Raw genomic sequence first — 23,364 nt, 5'->3', positions numbered from 1 at the left:
ACCACCAATTAACATGGTAATATGCTTATTACAATATATCCTGCATTGTAATGAAAATATTATACACATTACTAAAATCAAAAAAAGAAGATCATAGAAAAATAAACACAGATAATTATTAAATATTAATTTTAAATTGCGACTATTTTATTACGTTATAATAAACACATTATTCCGGAATTAAAAAAGCCCGAAGAATATATTATATTCATTCAGGCTTTCCCCAAAATTATACTAAGTCAATACAATAATATTTATTTAAAAACATTTAGTGTAATGAGAAAGAATAATTAAATCAGAACCCTTTTTTCTGGGCTCTGATGCTGCGTGCATTATTTACAATACCGGTAACGCCTGCGCCGATACCTTTAGTTGCCATGATTGGGCTTAAACCAACAATTGCACCAATACCGTGACCTAACTGAGCACCAGACTCTTTGAAGTTAGTTTTATAGCCACCTGATGCACAACCAGCATCAACGATCCCGCCAATAGCAGAACCCATTGCAGAACCAACAGCACCAAAGATACTGCCCAGGATCAGACCACCAGATACATTGTTAACTTCATTTGAAGATAATACTTTCATTTTATTTCCTTATAAAATTACATAACAACAACACATCTTTATATTAAAAATTGTTTTTGTTGTTTTACCAAAATAAGAGAGACTCTATCATTCCATTCAGGAACAGGGTCATTATACGCATAACATAACATAAATAAACAAATCTTAATGATTATTTTAAAAATAGCGTAATTATAATTGTGGAAAATTAATCACAATACTAAAAAACCCGGAGACCTATAATAGGACACCGGGTTTTAATATAAAACCATAATTAAACATTCAGATTAAACACAGAATAGTATTTATCTGATAGCTTACTAAAAAATAAAGATATTAAGCTTTACGTTAATTATTAAGGTACTTTCTGACCGCGAATAATTTTGGCGTTTTCAACGATACTGACAACACCCATACCAATACCAGCAGTTGCCAGAAGCGGACTTAAACCAACCGCAGCACCAATACCACCACCTAATAAGGCACCGGATTGTTTGAAGTTAGTTTTATAACCACCTGCAGCCGCACCTGCATCAACGATCCCGCCGATAGCTGTACCCAGTGCTGCGCCAATACCGCCAAATACCAGGCCAAGACCTAACAGGCCGCCATTGACTTCATTAATTTCACGTTGTGATAATTCTTTCATAGTGATTTCCTTATGCTTACCATACAGAAATAAGGTTTTTTACCATGGTAAATACTATTACCACCCACTCATGATACAAAACCGAAAGAAAAAAAATTTATTTACTGAACAAGTGAAACTATCAATGCTTATATCACTGAATTAAATAAAGCCTTTTTTCTGGCCACGAATGCTTTTAGCATTTTCAACAATACTGACAACACCCATGCCAATGCCTGTGGTTGCCAAAATTGGGCTTAAACCAACCGCAGCACCAATACCACCACCTAATAAGGCACCGGACTGTTTGAAGTTGGTTTTATAACCACCAGCTGCTGTACCTGCATCAACGATCCCGCCGATAGCTGTACCCAGTGCAGCACCAATACCACCAAATACCAGACCAAGACCTAACAGGCCGCCATTGACTTCATTAAGTTCGCTTTTAGTTAATTCTTTCATCGTGATCTCCTTATACAAATATACGTAAATCAAATCCTTTGACTGTGGGTCACTGTTAACTAATAAGCGCCACACTCTATAATACAAACTGAGAGATATACTTTTCTTCAGCTGTTCTGAGTATAGTCATAAAATAAGTTAAAACAAATCACCTTAATATTAAAATTAACATGAACTAATATATAGTTAACATAAGACAATAAAATATAGTGAGTAAAAAATTAACCTTATTGATACACAAAAGAAAGACAAGCACCACAACAACATGAATTAAAAAGAAAACAAATAAAACCAAAAATAATCAAGTGGAAAACCCTTAAATAAAAACAAGTACGTTTATTTTATTAAAAAAACAAAATATGAGTGGAAATAATAGGAGGATTCTCATCGATTAAAATATCAGTATAAATAACAGATATAAAAAAAGATCTGATTAAATTAAAAAACTTAATATCAGATCTTTATTATAACAAAGTAAATACCAGTAATCAGATAAACCAGATCTTAATTCTGATTATTTCTGACAACGGTAATATTACTTATGCAACGGCTACCAGCGTTTCTGTGCTTTAATGCTGTTCGCATTATTTACGATGCTGACAACACCCTGGCCAATACCAGCGGTTGCTAAAGTCGGGCTTAAACCAACCGCAGCACCAATACCACCACCTAACATTGCACCAGATGCTTTAAAGTTAGTTTTATAACCACCAGCAGCACAACCTGCATCAACAATCCCGCCGATCGCTGTACCCATAACTGCACCTACGCTACCGATTGCTGCACCTAAAATCAGGCCACCGGAAACATGACTAACTTCATTTATGTTTAATTCTTTCATTGTATTTCCTTATCATATTTAGCAGAGAGATATCCGTAATAAAACAGAAAGAGTATTTACCTGAAGAAATAAAAAAACTAATTTCACTTCAGAAAGTCGCCATTATACATAAAATAAAAAAATCATCATAAATCAGGATATATTTCGCACGAATAGCTCATTAATAGCAAGCAAGGTAAATAAAATGACTATATTCTCATTTATCTTTTAAAGATAAATACGTATCGCATGAATAAAATATGATTGAAAACCATATTAAAAAACAAAAAACCGCTCCGGAGAGAAGCGGTTTTTTAATAACACAATAATATTATTACCCGCTTTATTCAGGATAATAGTGTTACACCGAATCAGCGGGATAATATATTATAAATTACAAGCCTTTCTGTGCTTTGATGCTTTTTGCATTACCAACAATGCTGGTCACACCAAAACCGATACCTGCTGTTGCTAAGATTGGGCTCAGGCCTACAGCAGCACCGATACCACCACCTAACATTGCACCAGATTGTTTAAAGTTAGTGGTATAACCGCCTGCTTTACAGCCTGCATCAACGATCCCACCGATAGCAGTACCCATTGCAGCACCAATGCCACCGAATACCAGACCCAGACCTAACAGACCGCCATTTACTTCATTAACTTGTTGAGCAGTTAATTCTTTCATTTTTCATTCCCTTATTTTCCGTTCGGAAATATTATCCCTGACCAGTTTCCCATTATTTCGGGGCTGGCATACATTACAGCACGTTAATATAATCGCTGTAATGGATGATGAGTATACACCCTTGCTTTTCAAGAAAAAGCCTCGTTATGTATTCTTTTTTAAAATTAATAATAATCTTAATTAATATTTTATACTTAATCTGAAAAAATCACGTTCATCATTCTTTTATTTGAAAAAATCCACACAAACAAATAAACTCTATCCAAGCCTGTTAAAACTATTACCATATGAAAAAATATCGTACAGAACATACGCAACAATGAAAATGAAAGGTAAAAATTCTTATTTATCAGGATGCGATAATTCTGATAATACTAATTATTTATGCCGTTACTCTGTTCCTTTTCTGTAAATACGTATATTTTCGGATACGATAAAATATTCCTGATGATTAAAATAATCACTTCAAAGGGATTGAACACTTCAGTAATTTTATTTACTCACCTCCTGATTAAGGATTGGAGTCCATATTGTTCCGGCAGGAAGCTCTCGATAACAGAAAAATGAAATGGCGGGGAAAAGCGATGCTTTTACCCGGTATTCCGCTATGGATAATTACAGCTGCTTGCTCAGCATTTTTATTCATTTTTCTTCTATTTATTATTTTCGGATCCTACACCCGTCAGGTGGTTGCGACCGGAGAAGTTACCACTTACCCGCGTGCTGTTACTATCTACGCGAATGTTCAGGGCTTTGTCACAAAACAATATGTCCGTGAAGGCCAGCATATTAAAAAAGGCGAGCCGGTTTATGTCATCGATGTCAGTAAAGCAACCTCCAGCGGGGTTGTAAATGAGAACCAGCGCCGTGAGATTGAAAACCAGTTACAGCGTATAGATACAATTATCGCCCGTCTGGAAGATAATAAACGTGCAACACAGGATGCCCTGGAGAAACAAAAAAGCCTTTATGTCGATGCATTCCGGCGTTCGACCGGCATTGTTAAACGTGCCGAAGAAGGGATTTCGATAATGAAACAGAATATGGAAAATTATCGTGGTTACCAGGAAAAAGGGCTGATTAATAAAGATCAGTTACTTAATCAGGTTGTGACTTATTATTCCCAGCAAAACAGTTTGTTAGGCCTCAGCGGACAGAATGAACAGAATGCACTGCAGATAACCTCACTGGAAAGCCAGATCTACACTCAGGCAGCTGAATTTGATAACCGGATTTATCAGATGGAATTACAGCGCTACGAGTTACAAAAAGAGTTAGTTAATACTGATGTCGGCGGTGAAATTATTGTCCGCGCCCTGACAGACGGACGCGTTGACTCACTGGGGGTGACTGTCGGGCAGATGGTCAACCCGGGTGATACGCTGCTGCAAATTCTTCCTGAGAATATTACCCAATACTGGCTGGTGCTCTGGGTTCCCAATGATGCACTGCCGTATCTGAATATCGGCGATGCCGTCAATATCCGCTACGAAGCGTTTCCGGCTGAGAAATTTGGTCAGTTCGCTGCGGTTATTGAGGTTATCTCCAAAACACCGGCATCCCCGCAGGAGATGATGACTTACGCGGGTGCACCAAAAAGTAACCAAGTACAATCAATACCTTACTATAAAGTCATTGTGCGCCCGGAAAAGCAGATGATTGCTTATGACGGCCGCGAACTAAGTCTGCAAAACGGGATGAAAGCCAACACTTCCCTCTTCCTGGAAAAGCGGAAGATTTATCAGTGGATGGTATCACCGTTCTACGACATGAAACAAAGTGCTTCCGGTCCGGTTGAGTTTGCCAACGAAAACCCGCTGTCCGGCGTGGTTCAGGAAACACAGAAATTAACCAGCCTGTCAGCGGTGCAACCCGCACTCAACCTGCCGGAACCGGTTAATCCTGAACATGTATATCAGGACACCGTACCGGAAAGTAACGCGGGTTCACCACCGGAAACCGGCAAACCGTCACTGGGAGCCTTCGGTACACCACCATCATCGTCAGCCCACGGAAAGGGAGCAGATAAAACATGACACAACGGACACTAATCTCCGGCCTGCCTGTTGACCGGGAGGCTTCATGAGCCGTTTGTCAATCAAAGGCATCATTGAAAAGCTCGACATCAATATTCGTCAGCGCATTCCGGTTATTCACCAGACGGAATCTTCTGAGTGCGGGCTTGCCAGTCTGGCAATGATTTCCGCGCATTACGGTAAGAGTATCGACCTTATCTCTCTGCGACAGCAGTTTAACCTGTCCGCCCGTGGTGCAACACTGGCCGGGCTGACGGGTATTGCCTCAGAGCTGGGCATGACAACCCGTGCACTGTCGCTGGACATGGAAGATCTGCCGAACCTGCGTTTGCCGTGTATTTTACACTGGGATTTCAATCACTTCCTGGTGCTGGTAAAAATAAAAGGAAATCGTTTTGTCCTGCACGACCCGGCATACGGCCGCCGTGTGGTCGGGATGGAAGAAATGTCCCGTAACTTTACCGGGGTTGCGCTGGAAGCCTGGCCCGGCAGTACCTTTACTAAGCAGGAAGTAGTTAAAAAACTAAGCCTGCGTAAGCTTATCGGGAATATTCACGGGCTGAAAAAAGCCCTGCTGAAAATCTTTGCATTCTCTGTGGTAATTGAAGCCATCGGACTGATTATGCCGATAGGTACTCAGTTGGTAATGGACCATGCAATACCCGCCGGTGATAAAGGGCTGTTGTCATTGATAGCCATCGGCCTGCTCTTCTTTATTCTGCTGCGCGCCGCCGTCAGTATGTGCCGGGCCTGGGCCACTCTGATAATGGAGACACTGATTAATGTTCAGTGGCAATCCGGGCTGTTCACCCACATGCTGCGTTTGCCGCTCGGCTATTTTGAGCGAAGAAAGCTCGGGGATATCCAGTCCCGTTTTGCCTCCCTTGATGCCCTGCGATCAACCTTTACCACCAGTGTGGTCGGGGCGATCATGGACGGCATCATGCTGATCGGTGTATTTATCATGATGATCCTCTACGGCGGACATCTGACCTGGATTGTACTGGCATTTACCACGGCATATATTGCATTGCGTCTGGCAACCTATGGCTATTACCGCCAGCTCTCAGAAGAATCCCTGATCAAAGAAGCGCGCGCCGGTTCCTATTTTATGGAGTCTCTGTACGGCATCACCACAGTGAAAACCCAGGGAATGAGTGAGCGCCGGGGTAATCACTGGCTGAATCTGAAAGTAGATTCCATCAATACCGGTATCCGGCTGACAAAAATGAACCTGCTGTTCGGCGGGGTCAATACCTTTATTATGGCATGCGACCAAATAGCTATTCTGTGGATTGGGGCCAGCCTGGTCATTGACAACGAGATGACTATCGGGATGTTTGTGGCATTCGGCGCCTACCGTGAGCAATTCTCTGACAGGGCCGCATCCGTCATTGAATTCCTGTTGCAATTGCGGATGATGAGCCTGCACAACGAGCGTATTTCAGATATCGCCCTGAATGAACCGGAAAATAAAAAACCGGATATCCCGTATGAGCCGCAGATGAAAGCCGCCGGACTGGAAACCAAAGATCTGGCTTACAGCTACGACAGCCAGTCACCACCGATTTTCCACAATATTAATATCTCGATAAAGCCCGGAGAGAGTGTGGCGATTATCGGCGCATCCGGTTCCGGTAAAACAACGCTGATGAAAGTGCTGTGCGGTCTGTTTGAACCGACAGAGGGCAAGGTATTTCTTGATAATATTGATATCCGACAGCTCGGTGTGAATAACTATCACAAAATGATCGCCTGCGTTATGCAGGATGACAAACTGTTCTCCGGCTCCATTCGTGAAAATATCTGCGGCTTTACCGAAAACCCGGATGAACCGCTGATGGTCGCCTGCGCCCAGGCCGCCTTTATTCATGATGTTATCACGCAGATGCCGATGGGTTATGAAACGCTGATAGGTGAGCTGGGCGAAGGTCTGTCCGGCGGGCAAAAGCAGCGGGTATTTATCGCCCGTGCTCTGTACCGCAAACCGCGTATTCTGTTTATGGATGAAGCGACGAGTGCGCTGGATAAAGACAGTGAATCCTATGTTAATCAGGCTATCCGTCAGTTACCGATAACCCGCCTGATTATTGCTCACCGCGAGTCGACTATTGAATCAGCAGACCGGGTCATTAATCTGAGCCCGCCTGCTGAGTGAGTGAATAAATGAATGAGTGAAGTCCCGCCGTCTTATGAAGGACGGCGGGATTTTCTATCTGTATACCGGCAGCAGATTAAAACCCGACAATATATGAACTACCGCGTTAAGTACCCCGAAGCTCAGAATAAGCCAAATCATCGCCTCTCCGCCCCAGACCCGGAACTGCGGACTGCCGAAACGTTTACGTGATTCACGGGCAAGTAATGCAGGCACAATAGCTGCCCAGACTGTCGCCGCAAGACCGGCAAAACCAATAGCATAAATAAAACCATCCGGGTAAATCAGTCCGCCCAGCATTGGCGGAATAAAGGTTACCCCGGCTGTTTTCAGCCGCCCGGATTTGCTGTCGTCAAATTTAAACAAGTCCGCGAGATAATCAAACAGTCCTAATGTCACCCCGAGAAACGAACTGGCAACAGCAAAGTTTGAGAACACAATCAGCAGAAGCTCCAGTCCCCGGCTGTGCAACACGCCACTGAGTGCCTGCACAAGAACATCAATATTTCCGCCTTTTTCCGCAATCGGAATAAAATCCGGACGCGGAATATTTCCCATTGTACCGAGCATCCAGATGATATACAGCACCAGTGCCATCAGTGTACCGATAGTCAGGCAACGGCGGATCTTACCCGGATCTTTGCCGTAATATTTCATCAGACTCGGCACATTGCCGTGGAAACCAAAGGACGCCAGACAAAACGGCAGCGTAAACAGAACATAAGGCAGATAAGAAGCATCCGGCTGGGCGACATTCAGTAATACGGCAGGTTTGACATTCCACAGCAGACCGCCGAATGTCATAAAAAAGGTCAGAATTTTCGCTCCCAGAACAATGGTCGTCATCCGGCTGACTGCTTTTGTACTCAGCCAGACAATAAACGCTACCACCAGCGCAAATAAAAACCCGCCCATCCGCCCGGGCAAATTAATCCCCATCTGAGCGAAGGTATGCCCCAAAATAGATCCGCTGGCTGAAATATAGGCATAGGTCAGAATATAGAGAACAAAGGCAATCGTTATTCCGTTAATAATATTCCAGCCATTTCCCAGAAGATCACGGGTGATCGTGTCAAAACTTGAACCGACCCGGTAATTAAGATTTGCTTCTAAAATCATTAACCCTGAATGCAGCATACAAAACCAGGTAAAAACCAGCGCCACAACCGACCAGAAAAACCATGCGCCGGACATTACCACCGGCAGGGAAAACATTCCCGCTCCGATGATAGTTCCGCCGATAATCATTGCCCCGCCGAATACCGACGGCGAAACAGAAGACGCAGGAACAGTAGCCATAAGAGTACCTCTGGTGGCTTAACATTATGATTATTTTTGAATTCAGGAGGATGCCGCAACATCCTCCTGTAAGACGACAGGTTTACATACCCTTATTCATTCAAACTGCAGGTTCGTTGGCTGCTCTCAGATAGCCGAGTCACATAGTTTATCTATGCTCCCCGTCTATCTTCCTTTGCCGCCTGCCTGCATCTTGAATGACGTTGGGTATATAACAGAGCTACATGACAGGTTTCAGGCGGGCGACAAAGTGGCGCAGAACCGGTGGTTCATAAGTAAATGTCAGCCCTTTGATCGCTGATGCGTTATCCATCAGGCGGATAAATGCATCTGCGATATAGTCCATGTGGTCGTTGGTATACACACGACGCGGGATAGTCAGGCGCAGCAGCTCCATCGGAGATGGTTTCTGAATACCGGTTTCCGGATCACGGCCTAACAACAGAGAGCCGATTTCCACGCCGCGTATGCCTGACTCCAGGTACAGCGCATTATTCAGGGCATGCGCCGGGAACTGATCGCCCGGAATATGCGGCAGCATTTTTTTCGCATCGACAAATACCGCGTGCCCGCCGACCGGGAACTGGATCGGAATACCGGCTTCGCGCAGGCGCTCTCCCAGATATTCAACCTGCGAAATGCGGTAGCGGAGATAATCTTCATCCATCCCCTCTTCCAGCCCGATTGCCAGCGCTTCCATATCACGTCCTGCCAGACCGCCGTATGTCACAAAACCTTCCATCGGCACACAACGGATACGCACTTCATTAAACAGGTCTTCATCATCACGGAAACAGCACAGCCCGCCGATATTAACGAGAGAATCTTTTTTCGCCGACATTGTCAGCATATCTCCGTATTTGTACATCTCTTTGACGATTTCTTTGACGGTTTTATCTGCATACCCTTTTTCGCGCTGTTTAATGAACCAGGCGTTTTCACAGAAACGGGCAGAATCGATCACCACCGGGATATCATGTTTCTTCGCGATGTCGTACACCGCTTTCATATTAGCCATCGACACCGGCTGTCCGCCGGAGCTGTTGCAGGTCACGGTGGTAATAATAGCGGCTACATTTTTTGCGCCGTGTTCTGCAATTGCAGCATTGAGAAGATCTAAGTCAAAATCCCCTTTCCAGTCATAATATGTTGTAGTATCAAAGGCTTTCGGTGTGACGACATTAATTGCTTTTGCGCCGTTCAGCTCAACGTGAGCGGCCGTTGTATCAAAATGGAAATTTGAGATAAAGACCGGTTTATCCGCTCCGGTTTTACGGCGGCGGGCTATCAGTGACGGGAACAAGATCTGCTCCGCGCCGCGTCCCTGGTGTGTCGGAATGGTAAACGGATAGCCAATCAGCTTTTTCACCTGATCACACAGATGATAATAGTTACGGGAACCGGCATACGCCTCGTCTCCCATCATCAGGCCCGCCCACTGGCGATCACTCATTGCACCGGTACCTGAGTCTGTCAGCAGATCGATAAAAACCACATCCCCGGGTAATAAAAACGGGTTATATCCGGCTTCCTTCAGCGCAACTTCGCGCTCATTACGGGTGGTCATGCGGATATTTTCTACCATTTTAATACGGAACGGTTCAGGAATACGTTTCATTATTTAATTCTCCGTCAGGCAGCTGTTTATTATTCTGCCTCCCGTTTTATTAAAAATAAAATACAGGAGATACAGAAACAGCCACGGTATTTATTCGTGTGTTTTTTAATTATTTATTTTAAGAAAATACGCGGAGGGAGAATTAGTTCGGAAAGAAATTGGAGATACGATGGTCAATATTAAACCACGCCTGTGCATGACAGGCATCAGTAAGACGACTTTGAATGGATAAGAAATTCATACACAAGCCCCCTGCAGTGGATAAGTAATGTACAAAATTACATTGAATAATCCTTTTGTCTATGATGAATGTCTCATAATTAATATATAAAATGATTAAATAAATGACATTATTTCCAATTGAAACCAATGCCATTAATAAATTTAATCAATTGCGGATGTTATTGCATCTTTGCATTTTTGTCCTGTATTTAACACTTTTACATGAATGGTGCGGTTTCATTAATCGCCCCTCATCTTATTGAGTTTTTTTATATCTTAGAAAGAAAGAAGACCAGATAACACTGCATATATAACAGTTAAGTTAATTAGCTGTTTCGGGAACAATAAAAAAAGTGGCTTTCACCACTTTTTTTTTATTTTTACTCTCTAACATCGACAGATACTCTAAATAATTCCGGATGCATGTAGGCGACAAGCTCAGATTGCCGGGGAGCATAGGTAAACTATGTGACCCGTCAAGCTGAGCGCAGTCAACACCCAGGCATCCCGAAGTATGACGAGTATAGTTACACCAGTTTATGGATCCAGCTGTTCACATCACCGGGCAGAAAATTGACCGGCGGAATTTCAATCACACTGTAAGCCCCCGGCTGCTGACGGCACGCAGCGCGCGCAGCAGACACCATAAACTGAGATGTTAATGCCGGGTTATTAATACGCATTGTGTATTCAAATAACTGATTATGTGTTTTTCCGGATACACCTTTGTGGATCATCGACACACCGTGTCCGACATCTTTCAGTGCATCGACGCTGTCAACCTGACGGACGTGCGTTTCATCAGAAGAGAAATAGCTGTCGGCTTTGAGTTGTGCAGTCACAGTATCTATATCATAACCTTCTGATAACTCAACATACACCATACGGCGGTGAACACCTGTGCCCATAGGAATGGTCATGGAGAGCGCATCTTTTACACCAGGGATGGCTTTAGCCGCCACACTGTGTCCCATACTCATACCCGGTCCGAAATTGGTGTAAGTCAGCCCTTTGGGTGCCATCGCCTGCATCAGTGTACGGACAATCGAATCAGACCCGGGATCCCATCCGGCGGAGATAATCGCCGTGCTCTTTCCGGCACAGGCAATCGGATCAAGAAATTGTTTCAGTGACACAATTTCACTGTGGACATCAAAACTATCAACCGTATTAATGCCCAGTGCTAATATTTCAGCGGCAACTGTACGGATAGCACGGGTCGGTGAGCACAGCAGCGCCACATCCACCAATCCGAGTTCACGGATATCCGCCACAACCGGATACGCAATCTGCGCATCATCAACCGACGGATTGCGACGGACAACACCGGCTATCTCAAAATCATCAGCGGCTTCCAGAGCCTCAATCGCATACTGACCAATATTGCCGTAACCGACGACGGCTGCACGTATTTTTTTCACGGGGCTCTCTCTGTCATTATTGATTATTAACTCCAGCAAATCACACTTATATATGAAAGGAAATACTGATTTCTTAAATATACCCTTATTCATTCAAATTGCAGGTTCGTTGGCCGCACTCAGATAGCCAGGTCACATACTGATGTATGCTCCCCGTCTATCTTCCTTTGCCGCCTGCCTGCATCTTGAATGACGTTGGGTATAGTTATGAAAAAAATGTTTTATTTTTCACCTTTCGCTATTCTTAGCAATATTATCCTGGTAAAATCCGGCTCCCCTGATCCCCTCACGGAAGAAAATCACTCTCAACAAGAAGGTTGTCATGCATCAGTCTGATGTTACAAAGCGCGGGCTCTTTTCATTAAGCTGGCCGATTTTTATCGACCTGTTATTACACTTTTCCACTTTCCTGATTAATACCTGGATGGTCAGCCACGTTTCGTCAAAATATCTGGCGGCAATGGCGGTCGGTAATCAGGCATTTGACCTGTTTATTACTATTTTTAACTTTATCAGTGTCGGATGCAGTGTGGTAATAGCCCAATACATCGGTGCAGGAAGACGTGATAAAGCCAGCCAGGCGATTCATATTTCTATCGCGTTCAATTTGTTACTAGGATTAATGTCTGCCGGATTTACCATCGTTTTCGGTTATAAAATTCTGGAGTTAATGAATACGCCGGCACATCTGATGGAAGATGCCTTTAATTATCTGCATATTCTGGGGATCTGCTTAATTCCGGAAGCGGTTACCATTATTCTGGCAGCCTGTCTGCGCGTGTACGGCAAAGCCAAGCCCGCCATGTATGTCACGCTCGTTGCCAACGTTGTGACCGTCATCGGGAACTGCATTGTGCTGTATGGCTTGTTTGGTCTGCCCGAATACGGCCTGGTCGGTGTGGCATGGTCAACTGTCGCCGGACGTCTGATTGCCGTTGCGCTGCTGTGCGCTCTGCTCTTTTATGGCCTGCGGATCAAATTTGTGCCGCGCATGCTGTTTCACTGGTCTAAAAATATGTTGCGCCAGATCCTGCACGTCGGGCTGCCGTCTGCCGGAGAAAACCTGGTCTGGATGCTGCATTATATGGTTGCCATCGCCTTTATCGGCCTGATGGGGGAAACTGCGCTGGCCGCACAAACAATCTATTTCCAGTTATCCCTGTTTATTATGCTGTTCGGCATAACCATCAGTATCGGTAATGAGATTATTGTCGGGCATCTTGTCGGCGCCAAACGCTTTGACGATGCCTATCAGCGCGGCATGAGAAGCCTGAAAACCGGTTTTTTCAGCACCATTCCTATCGTCTTTTTATTCTGGCTGTTCCGCGACCACCTTGCATACGGGCTGAGTGATGATCAATCCGTCATCAAACTGCTGCTGCCGCTGTTCCTGCTCTCTGTCTTTTTAGAGCCCGGACGCACCCTGAATATCATTATGGTTAACGCCCTGCGTGCCGCAGGTGATGCCCGCTTTCCGCTCTGTACTGCCCTTATCTTTATGTGGGGCGTTGCTCTGCCGGTAGGTTACGTGCTGGGGATCAAACTGGAAATGGGTATTCTTGGTATCTGGATGGGTTTTCTGTGTGATGAGTGGCTGCGCGGTTTGGTTAATACCTGGCGCTGGCGCTCTAAAAAGTGGCAGTCAAAACGTCTTGATCTTGAGGGCTGATCGGCTCCGTTATTTTCCCTTCCGGTTTATACTAACCCGGAGGGGAATATTCCCCCGCTTTCCCTCTGTTTATTCTGCCCTTCCCGGAATCACGCAGCAAACATTCCGAAAAATAAATATTAATAACAAATCAGCAATCATAACAAAAACAAAAAAATAAATAACAAACTAAATATCAACAAATTAAAACAATTCCACGCTCCCTTCCTCATTATTAAGTGCAATATTACTTACTTATATTTGATAAAACACATCTCCGTGAACAAATTGTGAAAAAATAAACAGGTCGGATATCCGAACCGGTGAAATATGTGTTAAACAATAAGAGGCATATAAAAATTGCCCAATTAAATACATCAATAAAATAAACAAAAACACACACATTACGCAGCCGGAGAATACCAATAATGAATATCGTTGACCGCTTTATTGCCTACACAAAAATTAATACAACGACAGACAGGGAAAAAGGCGCGGCGGGTATTATGCCGTCTTCTGAAGGCCAGCGTGTACTGGCAAAACAGCTGGTGCAGGAGCTGGAAGCACTGGGACTCACTGACATCAAACTGCGTGATACCGCCATCGTCACTGCAACACTGCCGTCAAATCTGGATTATGACGTGCCTGCGGTCGCCTTTTTCGGGCATCTGGATACCAGTGCAGAACAAACCAATGATACACATGCACAAATTTTGCCGTATACCGGTGATGACATCTGTATGAATAAAGAGCTGGGGATTTATCTGCGCAAAAGTGAATTCCCGGAACTGGCGGATTATCTGGGTGACGATATTATTGTGACCGACGGCACCAGCCTGCTTGGTGCCGATGATAAAGCCGCCATTGCGTCTATTATGGACATGCTGCAATACTTTAAACAAAACCCGCAAATCAAACACGGTACAGTAAAAGTCGGCTTTGTTCCGGATGAAGAACAAGGTCTGCGCGGTGCGAAAGTGTTTGATGTTAAAGAGTTCGGTGCCGATTTTGCGTATACCCTCGATTGCTGCGGTATCGGCGAACTGGTGTATGAAAACTGGAATGCCGGTGATGCTGAAATCGTTTTCACCGGAAAGTCCGCACACCCGATGTCCGCAAAAGGCAAACTGAAGAACTCACTGCTGATGGCGCATAAATTTATTGCTATGCTGCCGGGCGGTGAAGCACCTGAGTATACCGAAGGGCGTGAGGGGTATTACTGGGTAAAACAACTATCCGGAAACAGTGCGCGTACCGTGCTGAAAATGGATATGCGTGACTTTACCGAAACCGGTTATCAGAGCCGGATGGCCTTCCTGAAACAGTTAGCGGAGCAGTGTGATGCACTCTGGGGGGAAGGCAGTGTGGCAATTTCGCTGGCTGACCGTTACTCCAATGTATTCAACAGTCTGCAAGGTGAAAATGGCTATCCTGTCGATATTGCCAAAGCCGCTTACCGCGCCTGCGGTATTGAGCCGAAAGTGATCCCGATGCGCGGTGGTTACGATGGTGCGGCGCTGTCACAAAATGGCCTGCCGTGTCCGAATATCTTCACCGGCGCCCATAACTTCCATTCAATTTATGAATATCTGCCGGTAAAATCCCTGTATGCCGCAAGCGATGTGCTGAAAAACGTCGTGACACTGACAGCTTCCCGCTTTAAACCGGGGGTCTGAGTATGTTCTCTATCCTGACTGTTCTTGTCGTCGTTATCCTTGTTGCCCGTTTTATCCTCAGGGGCTACAAAGCAGAACCGGTGCTGTTTATCGCTGGTCTGGCGCTGATGAGCTGCACCCTGATTTTCGGCTGGGGCTCTATTTTGCCGAAAAACCTTGCCTCTACCGGGATAACCTGGCTTGATCCGTTTGAAGTGATGCGTGATCTCTTCAGCAGCCGCGCCGCCGATCTTGGTCTGATGATCATGGCGCTGATGGGCTTTGCCCACTATATGGATCATATCGGTGCCAATGAAGCGGTGGTTAATGTTGCCACTAAACCACTGAAAAACATGCGTTCACCGTATGTTCTGCTGTTTTTCTCCTTCCTTCTCGCCAGTATTCTGCAACTGGCTATTCCGTCAGCGACCGGGCTTGCCGTTCTGCTGATGGGCACCATGTTCCCGATTATGATCGGGCTCGGTTTATCACCGGCATCTGCTGCCGGGGTTATCGCCACGTCACTGGGTGTGGCCTATACCCCGACCGCGATTGATGCCATCCGCGGGGCAAAAGCCGTGGATATGTCAGTCGTTGACTATGTGCTTTATTATCAGGGTCCTGCTGCTCTCGCCACCGTTCTGGCTGTCGGGATCACTCATATCTTCTGGCAGCGCCACTGTGACCGGAAACAGGGATTTATTCCTGAAATCGGTAAATCCGTTATTGCTCATGAGAAGGAAAAAACCAAAGGCGTGCCGGGATATTACGCCCTGCTGCCGATGCTGCCGATTATCATGGCGGTGGGAACATCAAACCTGTTTTTTGAAGGTATTCATCTTGACGTGGTAACAATCGTTCTGATTGCGATGGCCATTTGTATGGTGGTTGAAACACTGAGGGTGCGTAATTTCAAAGCGGTCTGTAACGGATTCCAGCATTTCCTTAACGGGATGGGGCATGCATTCAGTAATGTTGTCGGGCTGCTGGTTGCCGCCGGGGTATTTGCCCATGGTATCAAAGTCAGCGGAGCGATTGATCACCTGATTGTGATGGCGGAATCCGTCGGTTTACCGCCATTTGCCATGGCGCTGGTATTTGCGCTGATCACCCTGGCTGCCGCTATTATTATGGGTTCCGGTAATGCACCATTCCTCGCCTTTGTTGAACTCATTCCGCAAATCGCACACAGCATGGGTGCAAGTGCGATTGCGATGATCCTGCCAATGCAGCAGGCATCACATATGGGGCGGGGTATGTCTCCGGTTGCCGGTGTCATTATTGCCGTGTCCAGCGGTGCAAAACTCCAGCCGTTTGATGTCGTCAAACGCACAGCCGTCCCGCTGATGGTCGGGTTTGTTATTCACAGCACGATTATCGGTCTTTTCTATTGAGTATTGGCGGGACAGCCCGGCGCTGTCCTGCTTTATTTTTATGGTAAGCCCCTCCGGTAATCTGTTGAGGACAGTGTCATTTAAAAAACAGATTATCAGTCAATAACACCAAAACAGCTCATAAATAAATACAAATACAGTTATATATTCCAAAACAGGCTTCAATTCATAGCTATTCGTGATGAGCATCACGGGGGAATATCACACTTTTTATTTTTCGCATAACCAAATGCCGGCCGATCACATTCATTAGTTCTTTTAAATCAAATAATTAGCATAGCCGGTTTATCTCTTTTAGCTGTAGTCTGATTTATTGCTCCCTTTGTCCCTTTTTACCCTATTTTTTATTATCCGGAGAAAGATTTTCTCCGGATTCTGAAAATACCCCTGAACTTTGAAAGGATTTTTCTGCTTCCCTTTCGTTACACTGTGCAGCATAACGGATTAGCGTACTGAGGCTGAAAAATGGCAACACACCACACCCCTTCCCGATGGAATAATTTTGTTACGGTACTGCGTCAGTCAGTGAAACCGGCAACCGGTTGCACCGAACCCATTTCACTGGCACTGGCGGCGGCAAAAGCAGCCGCCTGTCTGAGCGGCGCACCAACACAAATCCGCTGCTTTGTTTCACCTAATCTGATGAAAAACGGATTGGGCGTAACGGTTCCGGGAACAGGCATGACCGGCTTACCCGTTGCCGCAGCCCTCGGAGCTATCGGCGGTCAGCCGGATGCCGGTCTCAATGTTCTGTGCGGCGTGACACAAGATGATATTGCGGCAGGAAAAGCCTTTCTTGCATCCGGCGCTGTATCTGTGGAAATCAAAGCGCCCTGCAACCATGTACTCTATTCCGAAGCAACCGTATACAGCGGCGACGAGCAGGCAACTGCTATTATTTGCGGCGATCACACCCACGTCACTGAAATCAGTCACAATGGCAAGGTAGTTTATCAGGATGATGCTGTTGCTCATCAGGGCGGCGGTGATAATCCGTTTGCCGGTGCCTGTGCGCAGGATATCTATGATTTCGCCACACAAGCCCCCGTCTCAATGCTCAATTTTATGCGTGAGGCGGCTGAGCTGAATGACGCCCTCGCCCGCGAAGGCATGACAAACCCGTACGGATTACAAATCGGGCGTACGCTGGAAAAACAACGCAACCGCGGGCTGCTGGCAAAAGATTTACTGTCCGATATTATGATCCGCACCTCATCAGCCTCTGACGCACGCATGGGCGGCGCACAACTGCCTGCAATGAGCAACTCAGGCTCCGGCAATCAGGGTATTGCCGCCACACAGCCGGTGGTTGTCGTCGCTGAGTATTTACAGGCCGATGAAGAGCAGCTTATCCGCGCACTGACATTGTCACATCTGATGGCTATCTATATTCACAGCCAGTTTCCGCCACTTTCTGCGTTATGCGCAGCAACAACCGCCTCAATGGGTGCGGCAGCCGGTATCGCCTGGTTATTTGAAGGAAAATATGAGCCGGTTGCGATGGCAATCAGCAGTATGATCGGTGATATCAGCGGGATTATCTGCGATGGTGCATCCAACAGCTGTGCCATGAAAGTCTCCAGCGGCGTGAGTGCCGCCTACAAAGCGGTACTGATGGCAATGGATAAGCAGTGTGTCGGTGGTAACGACGGTATTGTGTGTGCCGATGTGGACGGCTCTATCGCCAACTTATGCGCTCTGGCAAGCCTCTCAATGCAGCACACAGATGTGCAGATTATTGAAATCATGGCAAACAAGGCAAAATCAGTCTGATTTTCCCGGGTTTAGCTTTTGAGGAAGCCCCCTTTCCTTAACCGGCTGTAACGGCCGGTTTTTTCATGACGTTAATAATCCCCATGACGAACAACTCAAACACCGGTTTCTATCGGAGCTATCTGTTATCCTCTTTGAACAGGGCCGACAAAAAAACCACCCTGAAGGTGGTTTTTTTGTCAGTATTATTATGTTCGTCTGCATGCATTTTTCAGCGTCATACGGAGAGGACAGTCTCTTGATCCGTACCTAGTGAATAAATTACAACATAGCCGGGGTAGCTAGTCAATACTTAAATACTCATTAATTTCTCGATCAATCGTGACTTCCGATAAATTATCACCGGCAATCATATATAGCTGTTTTAATATATGCAGTTTTTTTATTAATTTCATGATTTTCCAAATGACATTGCCTTAACTTTTCTTCTGATATTTTATTATCTGACTCTAAACTATCTATTCTTTTTTTATTATCAGTATAGTCCTTTCGTAAATCAGGCAGACCGATGGACGGTAGTAACGCCTCTTCAAGTTTCCATACATCGGATCTTATTATTCTTCTGGTATAATGTTCATCTCTGAAAAATTTATGAGAGCTGCGATTTTTTGCATTGGGAGGTAAAATCCTGGCCGGAGAAACAGTCTGAATCATTTCACATAAGACATAACTTTCTTTATCTTTTGAAAAATCAGAAATAAATTCAACCGAACTTTCTTCCAATTTAAACACTGACTTATTAACGGGATAGGAATCTGGTTTTTGTGACGTAACAGGAACTATTTTCACACCATGTTTGTCCGCACTGACCACGATGGCTGGCCTTCTTTTATGCATCTCGCCATTCTGATGATAGCATGGGTAGGAATACGTGTTTTGAATTTCTCCTGACCGGTTTGTTAATTGATATATATGCCCAAATTCAACAATAACAATAGCACCCTTTTTAACTATTCCCCAGAAGACCTTTTTTACTTTTTTAGCTGTTTGATTTAAATAAATATCAGTATCAATATTTTTTTCAGAGAGGAAAATTTCATACATTCCTTTTTGAGAAACAGAACCAACAACATACTCTACTTTCCAGCGGGTGTTTTCTTGGTTTGAAAATTTCTTGGTAATAAAGAATGGTGTGTTTTTACGGTTTATAGGTAAAACAAATTCATTAATATCCTCATAAACTTCTCTTCCTAATAATTCAGGTTCATTATATTCACACGCTGATAATTTATCTTTTTTATAATAACAGATTACTGTGCTTTCCATTTCCCACTCATATATCATCATTTTATCCCGATGATAAAAATTATCCTTTATGCCATATCAAAAAACAAGAATTAACATTCCGCGACCAATATTTATGCTTATTCACAGACAACCGGCAGTATTTCCCCGGAGAGTCCGGGGACATACTGAAATTACGCCGTCAGGGTCGCAAATGCATTGCGGATTTCCTGCTCCGGCAGTTGCATACCGATAAAAATCAGCACGCTCTGTTTGTTATCACTTTCCCGCCATTCGCGGTCAAAATCCGCGCTGTACAGGCGCTGAACGCCCTGGAATAATAAGCGGCGCGGCTCATTTTCAATCCACAGCAGCCCTTTGTAACGCAGTAAATTATCTGCATAACTGAGTAACAGAGTCTCCATCGCGCGGGAAATCGCACTGATTTCAACCGGCTTGTCCATGGTGATCACCAGTGACTGAATATCATTTTGCTGCTTAGGCGCAAAGCGGAATACCGGCTGACTGACAGTAACATTGTCATCCAGCATAAATCCCCCCACATTAAACAACAGCTCCGGGCTGATATCACCGTTCAGCACTTTATGAATTGGTGCTTTGGCATTAATACGCTGCAGGCGGGTGATAAGCGCATCATTATCCGGCTCAATATCCGTTTTGGTCAGCAGAATGCGATCCGCATAGCCAATCTGTGCCTGCGCGATAGTAAACTGATCCAGTTGCTGCGGTGCGTGAACCGCATCCACCAGCGTGATAATGCCGTCCAGGACATAACGCTCGCACAGTTTTTCATTCGAGAAAAAAGTTTGTGTAATCGGACCCGGATCAGCCATACCGGTGCATTCAATCACCAGGCGGTCAAAGTCAATGTTACCTTTATCCAGGTTATCACACAGGTCGAGCAGTGCATCTTCCAGTTCATCTGAGCGGCTGCAACAGATACAGCCATTACTCAGGGTTTTTATTTGTGTGGCGCGATCGCCGATAATTTCATTATCAATCGGCACTTCACCAAATTCATTTTCAATCACTGCAATTTTTTGCCCGTGATCTTCATGCAAAATATGGCTTAGCAGAGTGGTTTTTCCGGCGCCCAGAAAACCGGTCAGGATAGTCACAGAAATAGGTTGCATCATCAGATCCTTCTTACTGACAGACAAAAATACAGAAAGTATCAGGGTAACAAATAATAGCGCAGATAAAAAATATCCCCCGCACAATGTGACTTACATCATGCGGGGGACGGGACTGCTCAGCAGAAAAACAAGCTGTTATCAGTGTGAAGAAACGGTTTTAATCCCTTCTTCCGGCACTGCCACATACGGTGTTTCGCAGTCTGTGCGTTCCGGGTTTTTACGTGCATTCATCGCGGTGCGGACACCGTAGAAAATGATGCTGTAAACAACAACCAGGAAGATGATACTCAGACCGGCGTTGGTGTAGTTATTCACCACGATGTGCTGCATGTTCGCAATCTGCTCAGGGGTTAAATCCGCCCCTTCTGCGATACGGCGTTTATATTCATTCGCCAGCCAGAAGAAACCTTCCAGTTGCGGATTGTCGCTGAATAATTTCAGACCTAACGCCCATGTTGTACAAATAAGTAACCACACCGCAGGGATGGTTGTTACCCAGATATACTTGGTGCGCTTCATCTTAATCAGAACAACAGTGGCAAGGACTAACGCGACAGCGGCGAGCATCTGGTTGGAGATACCGAACAGCGGCCACAAGCTCTTAACACCACCCAGCGGATCAACCACGCCCTGGTATAACAGATAACCCCACAGACCCACACAACCCGCAGTACCTATGATACCGGCAACCAGAGAATCGGTTTTTTTCAGGAACGGAACAAAGTTACCCAGCAGATCCTGCAACATAAAGCGGCCGGAACGTGTACCTGCATCCAGCGCAGTCAGGATAAACATCGCTTCAAACAGGATCCCGAAGTGATACCAGAAGCCCATATTGGCAGCAGGAATGATTTGGTGGAAGACATGTGCGATACCCACAGCCAGTGTCGGCGCACCACCTGCACGGTTGAGAACGGACGGCTCACCGATATCTTTTGCGGTCTGCAAAATTTCTTCCGGTGTAATCACAAAGCCCCAGGAACTGACCGTTGCCGCGGCGTGCACGGTAACATCTTTCAGCTGAGCCATGATCATCGGTGCATCAGCGGTTCCCAGATTATGCAGATCAGGCATGGTGATACCTAATGCTGCCGGCGGGGTGTTCATCGCAAAATAGAGACCCGGTTCGATAATCGATGCGGCAACCAGTGCCATAATCGCCACGAAGGACTCCATCAGCATTGCGCCGTAACCGATATAGCGGGCATCGGTTTCACAGGCCAGCAATTTCGGTGTTGTACCGGATGCAATCAGTGCGTGGAAGCCGGAAACAGCACCACAGGCAATGGTAATAAACAGGAACGGGAACAGTGCCCCTTTCCAGACCGGACCCGTACCGTCAACAAACTGTGTCATGGCAGGCATTTTCAGATCCGGATTCAGGATCACAATACCCACAGCCAGACCGACGATAACACCAATTTTCAGGAAGGTTGCCAGATAATCACGCGGTGCCAGAATCAGCCAGACCGGCAGCAGTGCGGAAACAAACGCATAGCCAATCAGTGCATAGGTGATTGTGGTATCTTTAAACGTCAGCGCCGGACCCCAGTAAGGGTCAGCCGCGATCACGCCACCGAACCAGATAGCAGCGATCAGTAAAATCACACCCATAACGGAGATTTCACCAATGCGTCCCGGCCGGATGTATCGCATGTAGATCCCCATAAACAGGGCAATCGGCACGGTGGATACGACCGTAAACACACCCCACGGACTTTCTGCCAGCGCTTTAACCACAATCAGTGCCAGCACCGCAAGGATGATGATCATGATGAGGAAGCAGCCGAAAAGTGCAATCGTTCCGGGAACAGTACCCATCTCTTCTTTAATGATTTCACCAAGAGAGGCACCATTACGGCGTGAGGAGATAAACAGTACCATAAAGTCCTGTACCGCACCCGCCAGCACCACACCCGCCAGCAACCAGAGTGTGCCCGGCAGATAACCCATTTGCGCGGCAAGTACCGGTCCGACTAACGGACCCGCACCGGCAATTGCGGCAAAGTGGTGACCAAACAGAACGTTACGGTTAGTCGGAACATAGTTCAGACCATCATTATTAATAACCGCCGGTGTTGACCGGGTCGGATCGAGTTTCATGACCTTTGTTGCGATATACAGACTGTAGTAGCGGTAAGCCACCAGATAGACTGATACCGATGCAGCAATGATCCATAATGCACTGACGTGCTCGCCGCGGCGTAATGCAACTACACCGAGACAGAAAGCACCTATTATCCCTAATATCACCCAGGGAATGTGCTTAAATAAGCGATTAGAGTTCATAACACACCTTTAAGTATGACTGTGATAAGCAAATGGTCCGCTTCCGTGCGGCGAAAAATGGTCCGGAAAAAAGAAAATAGAAACTTTCTGCAAGTGTGTTTTATGATAGAAAAATCAAGGCAGGAAACGGGAATTATCCCGTAAGCGGTAATATAGCGGATTAAGCGGTCATAATTTGCTGCCGGGCGGTTTTATCCTGTACTAAAGGCACTGAATTCTGTGATCAGGTTAACGTTATGATTTTTAAATTTTTTTGTAATTTTTATCATTTTTTTTATAAAAGTATTATTTTATACCCAACGTC

At 45.4% G+C, this 23,364-nt stretch carries 17 protein-coding genes and 1 pseudogene; 6 read left to right on the top strand and 12 right to left on the bottom strand.

Annotation, left to right across the window (positions count from 1 at the left end; all coding sequences use genetic code 11):
• Positions 1-295: 295 nt before the first annotated feature.
• From AYY17_RS12790 to AYY17_RS12770, 5 genes are all read right to left on the bottom strand, one after another.
• The gene (locus tag AYY17_RS12790; RefSeq protein ID WP_067424214.1) at positions 296-589 is read right to left on the bottom strand and encodes a class IIb bacteriocin, lactobin A/cerein 7B family; all 294 of its coding nucleotides are present in this window, start codon (positions 587-589) and stop codon (positions 296-298) included.
• A 334-nt stretch (positions 590-923) separates the two neighbouring features.
• Positions 924-1,217, bottom strand: coding sequence for a class IIb bacteriocin, lactobin A/cerein 7B family (locus AYY17_RS12785; protein ID WP_067424212.1), 294 nt, complete (start codon positions 1,215-1,217; stop codon positions 924-926).
• 141 nt (positions 1,218-1,358) lie between these two features.
• A complete protein-coding gene (locus AYY17_RS12780; RefSeq protein WP_067424211.1) occupies positions 1,359-1,658 on the bottom strand; it encodes a class IIb bacteriocin, lactobin A/cerein 7B family in 300 nt (99 codons plus the stop codon).
• A 550-nt stretch (positions 1,659-2,208) separates the two neighbouring features.
• Positions 2,209-2,499 carry a class IIb bacteriocin, lactobin A/cerein 7B family gene (locus tag AYY17_RS12775; RefSeq protein WP_067424209.1) on the bottom strand — a complete coding sequence of 97 codons (291 nt, stop codon included), beginning with the start codon at positions 2,497-2,499 and terminating at the stop codon, positions 2,209-2,211.
• A gap of 373 nt (positions 2,500-2,872) precedes the next feature.
• On the bottom strand, positions 2,873-3,166 hold the full coding sequence (locus AYY17_RS12770) for a class IIb bacteriocin, lactobin A/cerein 7B family (protein WP_067424207.1): 294 nt from the start codon (positions 3,164-3,166) through the stop codon (positions 2,873-2,875).
• Positions 3,167-3,696: 530 nt separating this feature from the next.
• Between AYY17_RS12770 and AYY17_RS12765 the strand changes: the two are divergent.
• Positions 3,697-4,962: pseudogene (locus tag AYY17_RS12765) on the top strand (HlyD family secretion protein); the annotation flags it as partial.
• Positions 4,963-5,248: 286 nt separating this feature from the next.
• Positions 5,249-7,360 (top strand): peptidase domain-containing ABC transporter, encoded by a 2,112-nt coding sequence (locus tag AYY17_RS12760; protein ID WP_067424205.1) that lies wholly within the window; start codon positions 5,249-5,251, stop codon positions 7,358-7,360.
• 54 nt (positions 7,361-7,414) lie between these two features.
• On the opposite strand, the gene mtr is transcribed toward AYY17_RS12760, so the two are convergent.
• From mtr to AYY17_RS12745, 4 genes are all read right to left on the bottom strand, one after another.
• The gene (gene mtr / locus AYY17_RS12755; RefSeq protein WP_067403728.1) at positions 7,415-8,659 is read right to left on the bottom strand and encodes a tryptophan permease; all 1,245 of its coding nucleotides are present in this window, start codon (positions 8,657-8,659) and stop codon (positions 7,415-7,417) included.
• Between the two features lie 220 nt (positions 8,660-8,879).
• A complete protein-coding gene (gene tnaA / locus AYY17_RS12750; protein ID WP_067424203.1) occupies positions 8,880-10,277 on the bottom strand; it encodes a tryptophanase in 1,398 nt (465 codons plus the stop codon).
• A 142-nt stretch (positions 10,278-10,419) separates the two neighbouring features.
• Positions 10,420-10,518, bottom strand: coding sequence for a tryptophanase leader peptide (gene tnaC, locus AYY17_RS21745; protein ID WP_074401133.1), 99 nt, complete (start codon positions 10,516-10,518; stop codon positions 10,420-10,422).
• Positions 10,519-11,026: 508 nt separating this feature from the next.
• A complete protein-coding gene (locus tag AYY17_RS12745; RefSeq protein ID WP_067424201.1) occupies positions 11,027-11,920 on the bottom strand; it encodes a diaminopimelate dehydrogenase in 894 nt (297 codons plus the stop codon).
• 322 nt (positions 11,921-12,242) lie between these two features.
• Between AYY17_RS12745 and AYY17_RS12740 the strand changes: the two genes are divergently transcribed.
• The 4 genes from AYY17_RS12740 to AYY17_RS12725 all read left to right on the top strand — a co-directional run bounded on the left by AYY17_RS12740 (position 12,243) and on the right by AYY17_RS12725 (position 18,390).
• Entirely contained in the window at positions 12,243-13,589 is a 1,347-nt protein-coding gene (locus AYY17_RS12740) for an MATE family efflux transporter (RefSeq protein ID WP_067424200.1), read from the top strand.
• Positions 13,590-13,996: 407 nt separating this feature from the next.
• Positions 13,997-15,244 (top strand): peptidase T, encoded by a 1,248-nt coding sequence (gene pepT, locus AYY17_RS12735; RefSeq protein WP_067424198.1) that lies wholly within the window; start codon positions 13,997-13,999, stop codon positions 15,242-15,244.
• 2 nt (positions 15,245-15,246) lie between these two features.
• Complete coding sequence (dcuC, locus tag AYY17_RS12730; protein WP_067424196.1) at positions 15,247-16,617, top strand: C4-dicarboxylate transporter DcuC; 1,371 nt, start codon at positions 15,247-15,249, stop codon at positions 16,615-16,617.
• Between the two features lie 465 nt (positions 16,618-17,082).
• Entirely contained in the window at positions 17,083-18,390 is a 1,308-nt protein-coding gene (locus tag AYY17_RS12725) for an L-cysteine desulfidase family protein (protein WP_067424194.1), read from the top strand.
• Between the two features lie 339 nt (positions 18,391-18,729).
• Here the strand turns inward: AYY17_RS12725 and AYY17_RS12720 are convergent, their stop codons facing one another.
• From AYY17_RS12720 to AYY17_RS12710, 3 genes are all read right to left on the bottom strand, one after another.
• Positions 18,730-19,656 carry a type II toxin-antitoxin system PemK/MazF family toxin gene (locus AYY17_RS12720; protein ID WP_162271116.1) on the bottom strand — a complete coding sequence of 309 codons (927 nt, stop codon included), beginning with the start codon at positions 19,654-19,656 and terminating at the stop codon, positions 18,730-18,732.
• 152 nt (positions 19,657-19,808) lie between these two features.
• On the bottom strand, positions 19,809-20,768 hold the full coding sequence (gene yjiA, locus AYY17_RS12715) for a GTPase (RefSeq protein ID WP_067424191.1): 960 nt from the start codon (positions 20,766-20,768) through the stop codon (positions 19,809-19,811).
• A 141-nt stretch (positions 20,769-20,909) separates the two neighbouring features.
• A complete protein-coding gene (locus AYY17_RS12710; protein ID WP_067424189.1) occupies positions 20,910-23,060 on the bottom strand; it encodes a carbon starvation CstA family protein in 2,151 nt (716 codons plus the stop codon).
• Between the last annotated feature and the right edge of the window lie 304 nt (positions 23,061-23,364).

Source organism: Morganella psychrotolerans, assembly GCF_001676055.1.
Lineage (GTDB): Bacteria > Pseudomonadota > Gammaproteobacteria > Enterobacterales > Enterobacteriaceae > Morganella > Morganella psychrotolerans_B.
The sequence above is the reverse complement of the archived record's forward strand: the minus strand, read 5'-3'. Positions and strand labels throughout refer to the sequence as shown.

Excerpts from the sequence above, each read along its gene's own strand:
- AYY17_RS12790 (WP_067424214.1), bottom strand. The coding sequence starts at position 589 with ATGAAAGTATTATCTTCAAATGAAGTTAACAATGTATCTGGTGGTCTG.
- AYY17_RS12785 (WP_067424212.1), bottom strand. The coding sequence starts at position 1,217 with ATGAAAGAATTATCACAACGTGAAATTAATGAAGTCAATGGCGGCCTG.
- AYY17_RS12780 (WP_067424211.1), bottom strand. The coding sequence starts at position 1,658 with ATGAAAGAATTAACTAAAAGCGAACTTAATGAAGTCAATGGCGGCCTG.
- AYY17_RS12775 (WP_067424209.1), bottom strand. The coding sequence starts at position 2,499 with ATGAAAGAATTAAACATAAATGAAGTTAGTCATGTTTCCGGTGGCCTG.
- AYY17_RS12770 (WP_067424207.1), bottom strand. The coding sequence starts at position 3,166 with ATGAAAGAATTAACTGCTCAACAAGTTAATGAAGTAAATGGCGGTCTG.
- AYY17_RS12760 (WP_067424205.1), top strand. The coding sequence starts at position 5,249 with ATGAGCCGTTTGTCAATCAAAGGCATCATTGAAAAGCTCGACATCAAT.
- mtr (WP_067403728.1), bottom strand. The coding sequence starts at position 8,659 with ATGGCTACTGTTCCTGCGTCTTCTGTTTCGCCGTCGGTATTCGGCGGG.
- tnaA (WP_067424203.1), bottom strand. The coding sequence starts at position 10,277 with ATGAAACGTATTCCTGAACCGTTCCGTATTAAAATGGTAGAAAATATC.
- tnaC (WP_074401133.1), bottom strand. The coding sequence starts at position 10,518 with ATGAATTTCTTATCCATTCAAAGTCGTCTTACTGATGCCTGTCATGCA.
- AYY17_RS12740 (WP_067424200.1), top strand. The coding sequence starts at position 12,243 with ATGCATCAGTCTGATGTTACAAAGCGCGGGCTCTTTTCATTAAGCTGG.
- pepT (WP_067424198.1), top strand. The coding sequence starts at position 13,997 with ATGAATATCGTTGACCGCTTTATTGCCTACACAAAAATTAATACAACG.
- dcuC (WP_067424196.1), top strand. The coding sequence starts at position 15,247 with ATGTTCTCTATCCTGACTGTTCTTGTCGTCGTTATCCTTGTTGCCCGT.
- AYY17_RS12725 (WP_067424194.1), top strand. The coding sequence starts at position 17,083 with ATGGCAACACACCACACCCCTTCCCGATGGAATAATTTTGTTACGGTA.
- AYY17_RS12720 (WP_162271116.1), bottom strand. The coding sequence starts at position 19,656 with ATGGAAAGCACAGTAATCTGTTATTATAAAAAAGATAAATTATCAGCG.
- yjiA (WP_067424191.1), bottom strand. The coding sequence starts at position 20,768 with ATGCAACCTATTTCTGTGACTATCCTGACCGGTTTTCTGGGCGCCGGA.
- AYY17_RS12710 (WP_067424189.1), bottom strand. The coding sequence starts at position 23,060 with ATGAACTCTAATCGCTTATTTAAGCACATTCCCTGGGTGATATTAGGG.